This window comes from Streptomyces bambusae (genome assembly GCF_019400985.1).
Taxonomy (GTDB): domain Bacteria; phylum Actinomycetota; class Actinomycetes; order Streptomycetales; family Streptomycetaceae; genus Streptomyces; species Streptomyces bambusae_A.
In genome coordinates, this window is record NZ_WTFF01000404.1 from 1 (window position 1) to 5,634 (window position 5,634).

Consider the following 5,634-nt stretch of genomic DNA (forward strand, 5'->3'; position numbering starts at 1 on the left):
CAGCCGGCCAGGGCGTCGAGGAGGCGGTCGACGTCGTGCTCGGTGTTGTAGACGTGGAACGACGCCCGCAACGCGCCCGCGCGGCCCGCGGTCGCGATGCCCGCCGCGGCGAGCGCGGGCGCGCGGTCGGCGAGGCCCGGGACGGAGACGATGGCGGCCCTGCCCGGTACCGGCTCCAGGCCCAGCCGGGCCAGACCGGCGCGGTAGCGGGCCGCGAGGGCCGTGTCGTGGGCGTGCACTGCCGGGGCGCCGATCCGCTCCAGGAGTTCCAGTCCGCGCCCGGCCGCCGCGTAGGCGAGGAAGCCGGGCGACTCGTCGAACCGCCGTGCGCCGGGCGCCGGTTCCGGCATCGGGCCGTACGTCGCGTCCCACTTGGAAGCCGCCGCGACCCAGCCCGCGTGCAGCGGGGTGAGGCTGTCCTCGGCCTCCTCCGAGACCGTCAGGTAGGACGCCCCGCGCGCGCCCATCAGCCACTTGTAGCCCGCGGTGACCGTGAAGTCGTACGGGGAGGCGTCGAAGGGCAGCCAGCCCGCCGCCTGCGTGGCGTCCACCAGCAGTCGCGCCCCGGCGTCGGTGGTGGCCTTGCGCACGGCCGCCAGGTCCGCGATCCGGCCGTCCGCGGACTGTACGGCGCTCAGGGAGACCAGGGCGGTGGAGGGGCGGACGGCGTCGGCGACGTCGTCCAGGTCGACGAACCGCAGCGCGAGGTCGCCCCGCACGACGAACGGGTTGATCACGGAGGCGAAGTCGCCCTCGACGCACAGCACTTCGGCGCCGGCGGGCAACGAGGCGGCGACCAGGCCGACGTGGGTGGAGACCGCGGAGCCGGTGGACACCCGCTCGGGCGCTACGCCGACGAGCCGGGCGAACCGTTCACGCACCCGGTCCACCTGCTCGAAGGCGTCATGGCCGCCGGTCCCGGCCCCGGCGGACTCGGCCAGCTCCCGTACCTCGGCCACCGCCGCCCGCGGCAGGATGCCGCAGGTGGCGGTGTTGAGGTAGGTGGTGGCGGAGGCGAACTCCGCCCGTACGGCTTCGGCGAGTTGAAGATCCATGTCTCCCACTCTGACCCAGGAACGACCCCAAGTCCATTGCCTGATTTTCCACGCTACCTCAAAGCAGTCCTTATGAGCGCTCGGGAACGGCGCAGGCTCCGTCCGGCTCGCACGCGTCGCCCGCCGGGCTCACCTCGGGGACCTCGCGTCCGGCCCAGGCCTGCTGGAGGGCCTGCGTGAACACCTCGGCCGGCTGGCCGCCCGAGATCCCGTAGCGCCGGTCGAGGACGAAGAAGGGCACCGCGTTCGCGCCGAGCTCGGCCGCCTCGCGCTCGTCCGCCCGGACGGCGTCGGCGTACGCGCTGTCGTCGGCCAGGACCTCGCGGGCCTCCGCCTCGTCCAGCCCGGCCTCGACGGCGAGGCGCAGCAGCGTGCCGTGGTCGTAGACCCCGGCGCCGTCGGCGAAGTTGGCCCGGAAGGCGAGGTCGAGCAGCTCCTCCTGGCGGCCGCGGGCGGCGGCCAGGTGCAGCAGCCGGTGGATGTCGAAGGTGTTGCCGTGCAGCCGCCCCTCGGTGCTGTACGCCAGCCCCTCGGCCCGTGCGGTGGCCGCGACGTGCTCCTCCATGCCGCGGGCCTCGTCCAGGGTCCGGCCGTACTTCTTGGCGAGCATCTCCACGACGGGCGCGGTGACGCCCTTGGCGCCGCGCGGGTCGAGCTCGAAGGAGCGGAACACGACCTCCACCTCGTCCCGGTGCTCGAACCGGGACAGCCCCTCGGCGAACCGGGCCTTGCCGATGTAGCACCAGGGGCAGGCGATGTCGCTCCAGATCTCGACGCGCATGGTCCTTCTCTCTCCGTTCTCCGGTGTCAGCGTTCTCCGGTGTCAGCCCCTGTCACAACACCGCCCCGGACCGTCTCATTCCGCGGGATACGGGAGGGTGAGGCGCAGGTTGAGATGGGAGCCCTCCCGGGGCCGGTCGGGGTCCGGGCGCCAGCCGTGGGCGGCGTAGAAGGCCTGGGCGCGGAGGTTGCGCTCGTAGACGTCGAGGCGGACCCGGGTCACGCCGGCCCGGCGCCAGGCGGCCAGGCACGCGTCGTGGAGGGCGGCGCCGGTGCCGCGCCGCCAGTGGGACGGCTCCACGTGGAGCTGGGTGAGGGTCATCTCGCCGTCGACGGCGCGGAAGGCGGCGACGCCGGTGAGTTCGCCGTCCCGCTCGGCGCACAGGACGCTGCCGTCGGCGCGGGCGACGGCCCGGGACCAGCCCTCGCGGGTGCGGGTGAGCTCGGGCTCGCCGGCGTAGGCCTCCTCGGGGATGTGGCTCTCGTAGTACGTGGCGCGCGCCCGGGCGTGCAGGGCGGCGATGGCGTCGAGGTCCTCGGGAACGGCGGCTCTGATGACGGTTTCGATCATGGGAGGAGGAACGCGCCGGGACCGGTGGGCGGTTCCCGGCGCGTCGCCGCGGATGGCTGGTTCCCGGCTACTTCTTCTTCAGCCACGTCTCCATCATCTTCTGCGCCACCGGCGCGGCCAGCTTGCCGCCGCCGATCTCGGAGCGGTCGGTGTCGGAGTTCTCGATCACGACCGCCACCACGATCTGCTTGCCGTTCAGCTTCCCGTAGGAGGTGAACCAGGCGAGCGGGGGCAGGCTGTTGTTGACGCCGCGCTGGGCGGTACCGGTCTTGCCGCCCACCTCGGCGCCGCTGACCTGGGCGGGCTTGCCGCCGCCCTCGGCGACCACGGTCCGCATCGCGTCGCGGACCATCGACGCCGTCTTCTCGCTCATGACCTGCTTGGAGGGGGCGTCGCGCATGCTCTCCAGCACGTTTCCGGCCGCGTCGGTGACGTCGGTGACCATGTGCGGGGAGACCAGCTTGCCGCCGTTCTCGATCGCGGCCGAGACCATCGCCATCTGCAGCGGGGTCGCCTGCACGTCGAACTGGCCGATACCGGTCTGCGCGACCTGGTCGATCGACATCTTCTGCGCGGGGTACTTGCTCGGCGGGTCGGTGCGGACCGGGGTGTCGATCTTCATGTTGAAGCCGAGCTTCTCCGCCATCGCGCGCATCTTGTCCTGGCCCAGCTTGGAGGCAAGCTCCGCGAAGACGTTGTTGCAGGACAGGCGCAGCGCCGTGCGCAGGGAGACGTTGTTGCACGCGGGCGGCGCCGCCTCGCTCTTCAGGACCGTCCTGGTGCCAGGGATGGTGTACGGGTCCTGCACCCCGGTCGGGGTGTCGATGGACGAGAACAGCCCGTTCTCCAGCGCGGCCGCCAGCGTGACCAGCTTGAACGTGGAACCGGGCGCCTGCGGCTTGCGCAGCGCCAGGTTCTCCAGCGCCTTGCCCTGGTCGGCCGAGAGCTCCTGCCAGGCTGCGCTGTCGCCCGCCCCGGTGATCCGGCCCGGGTCGAAGGAGGGGTTGTTGACGAGCGCGAGGATCTCGCCCGTGGCCGGGTCGATGGCGGCGGCCGCGCCCTGCTTGCCCTGGAGCGCGTCGTAGCCGGCCTTCTGCACGTCGCGGTCGATGGTGGTCAGGACGTTGCCCGGCTCGGCCCGCCGGTTGGTGATCAGGTCCATGAAGGTCTTCAGCCGGCTGTCGCTGCCGTTGAGGATGCCCTCGTAGACGCCCTCCAGCCCCTTCGCCCCGAACGCCTGCGAGCTGTAGCCCGTGATCGGCGCGTACAGCGGCCCCTCGGTGTACGTCCGCTTGTACGCGAAGTCCTTCCCGCCCGTCGCGGTCGAGCCCGTGACGGACTGCCCGCCCACGATGATGTTGCCGAGCGGGTTCGCGTACTTGGCGATGGTGTTCCGGCGGTTGTTCTTGTCGTCTGCGAGAGCCTGGCCTTGGTACGCCTGCACCCACGTGACCCGCAACAGCAGGGCCAGCACCAGGAGCATGCAGAAGACCGACGCACGCCTGATCGTCTTGTTCATCCCCCTTGATGACGTGCCAACGGTCCCGGCCGTTCCGCTCTGCCCCGATTGTGGCCGGGTTCTCAGTGTTTCTTCATGAGGAAGCCTCCCTCGTAGGCGGCGATGACCGCCTGGGTGCGGTCCCGCGAGCCGGTCTTGGCGAGCACTCCGGCGACATGGGTCTTGACGGTCTGCGCCCCGACGCCGAGCCGCTCGCCGATCTCCTGGTTGGACAGGCCCGTGGCCATCAGGGCCAGCACCTCGGCCTCCCGCTCGGTCAGCCTGGCCACCCAGGGCGCCGCGGCCGGGGCGCCGGCCCGGTGTGAGGTGGCCAGGCGGCGGACGGCGGCCGGGAAGAGCAGGCAGTCGCCGCGTGCGACCAGCCGGACCGCGCCGATCAGCTCCTCCGGGTCGGCCCGCTTGAGCAGGAAGCCGGCGGCTCCGGCGCGCAGCGCGTCGTACACGTAGGAGTCGTTGTCGAAGGTGGTGACCACGAGGATCCGCGGCGGCCGTTCCATGGTCGCGAGGATCTGCTCGGTGGCCCGGATACCGTCGATCTCGGGCATCCGCACGTCCATCAGCACCACGTCGGGTTCCAGGCCGCGGACCACGGACACGGCCTCGGCCCCGGTGACGGCCTCGCCGACCACCTCCAGCCCCTCCTCGGCGTCGAGGATGACCCGCAGGGCGGTACGGACCATCCGCTCGTCGTCGGCGAGCACGATGCGCAGCGGCGCGCGCTCCTGTACACCGGGGCTCACCGGGCACCACCCCCGAGCGGCAGCACGGCCCGCAGCCGCCACCGGACTTCGCCGGGCCCGGCCCCGCCAGGGCCGGGCATGCCGCCGGGGCCTGGCATACCGCCGGGGCCTGACGGTTCGCCGGGGCCTGATGGCTCGCCGCCTGGCGTCCGGCGATCCAGCGCGCCGGCGCCCGCCGTGCCGACCCCTGAGGCCCGGGCGCCTGACAGGTCGGCACCTGGCGTGCGGACGCCTGACACGTCGGCGCCTGACATGCAGACGCCCGACGTACGGGCTCCAGGTATGCCAGCGTCCGCCCGGGTGGCGCCCGCCTCCACGCTGCCGCCGAGCAGTGCGGCCCGCTCGGCGGCGCCGCGCAGCCCGCGGCCGCCGGTGGTGCGCTCGGGTGCGGTGGCGTCCCCGGCCCAGGGGTTGGTCATGACGATCTCCAGTTCACGCAGGTCCTCCTTCTGCCGCACCGCGAGGTGCAGTTCCACGGGTGCGCCGGCGCCGTGCCGCAGCGCATTGCTCAGCCCCTCCTGGACGATCCGGTACGCCTCCCGGGAGACGATCGCCGGCAGCGCGTCCCAGCTCCCGACCGGACCCGGGTCCTGGTGCTCGGTGATCACCGTGCCGCCGGCCCGGGTACGGGCCAGCAGCCCGGCCAGGTCCGCGCCGAGGGTCGGCGCGGGCGCCGCGTCGGGCCGGGCGGCGTCCCCGTCCCGCAGCAGCCCCAGCACGGTGTCCAGCTCGCCCACCGTGCGCCGGGTGGTGTCCTCGATGGCGGCCAGCGCCTCCCGGACGAACTCCGGATCGCTCTCCAGCACCCGCCGGGCGGCGGCCGCCTGGAGGGTGACCGCGCTCAGGGCGTGGCCCACCGCGTCGTGCAGCTCGCGGGCCAGCCGGTTGCGCACGGCGAGGTCGGCGGCCCGCTCCTCGGCCGCCGCCAGCCGCTCCGCGGTACTCGGCCCGAGCAGGACGGGCGCGAGC

The 5,634-nt window shown here is 73.3% G+C and carries 6 protein-coding genes; all 6 read right to left on the minus strand.

The window, feature by feature from the left end:
* Positions 1-1,055: aminotransferase class V-fold PLP-dependent enzyme (locus GPJ59_RS32620; protein WP_219671528.1), on the minus strand; the 1,055-nt coding region annotated here is incomplete at its 3' end.
* 70 nt (positions 1,056-1,125) lie between these two features.
* Positions 1,126-1,836 carry a DsbA family oxidoreductase gene (locus GPJ59_RS32625; protein WP_219671529.1) on the minus strand — a complete coding sequence of 237 codons (711 nt, stop codon included), beginning with the start codon at positions 1,834-1,836 and terminating at the stop codon, positions 1,126-1,128.
* A 75-nt stretch (positions 1,837-1,911) separates the two neighbouring features.
* Entirely contained in the window at positions 1,912-2,406 is a 495-nt protein-coding gene (locus GPJ59_RS32630; protein WP_219671530.1) for a GNAT family N-acetyltransferase, read from the minus strand.
* 67 nt (positions 2,407-2,473) lie between these two features.
* Entirely contained in the window at positions 2,474-3,925 is a 1,452-nt protein-coding gene (locus tag GPJ59_RS32635) for a peptidoglycan D,D-transpeptidase FtsI family protein (protein WP_219671531.1), read from the minus strand.
* Positions 3,926-3,987: 62 nt separating this feature from the next.
* Positions 3,988-4,635 carry a response regulator transcription factor gene (locus GPJ59_RS32640; protein ID WP_219671532.1) on the minus strand — a complete coding sequence of 216 codons (648 nt, stop codon included), beginning with the start codon at positions 4,633-4,635 and terminating at the stop codon, positions 3,988-3,990.
* Between the two features lie 26 nt (positions 4,636-4,661).
* The coding region (locus GPJ59_RS32645; RefSeq protein WP_258025262.1) for a sensor histidine kinase at positions 4,662-5,634 on the minus strand (973 nt) is incomplete at its 5' end.

What these genes read in the sequence shown, in the direction of transcription:
- GPJ59_RS32625 (WP_219671529.1), bottom strand. Translation starts at nt 1,836, where the DNA reads ATGCGCGTCGAGATCTGGAGCGACATCGCCTGCCCCTGGTGCTACATC.
- GPJ59_RS32635 (WP_219671531.1), bottom strand. Translation starts at nt 3,925, where the DNA reads ATGAACAAGACGATCAGGCGTGCGTCGGTCTTCTGCATGCTCCTGGTG.
- GPJ59_RS32630 (WP_219671530.1), bottom strand. Translation starts at nt 2,406, where the DNA reads ATGATCGAAACCGTCATCAGAGCCGCCGTTCCCGAGGACCTCGACGCC.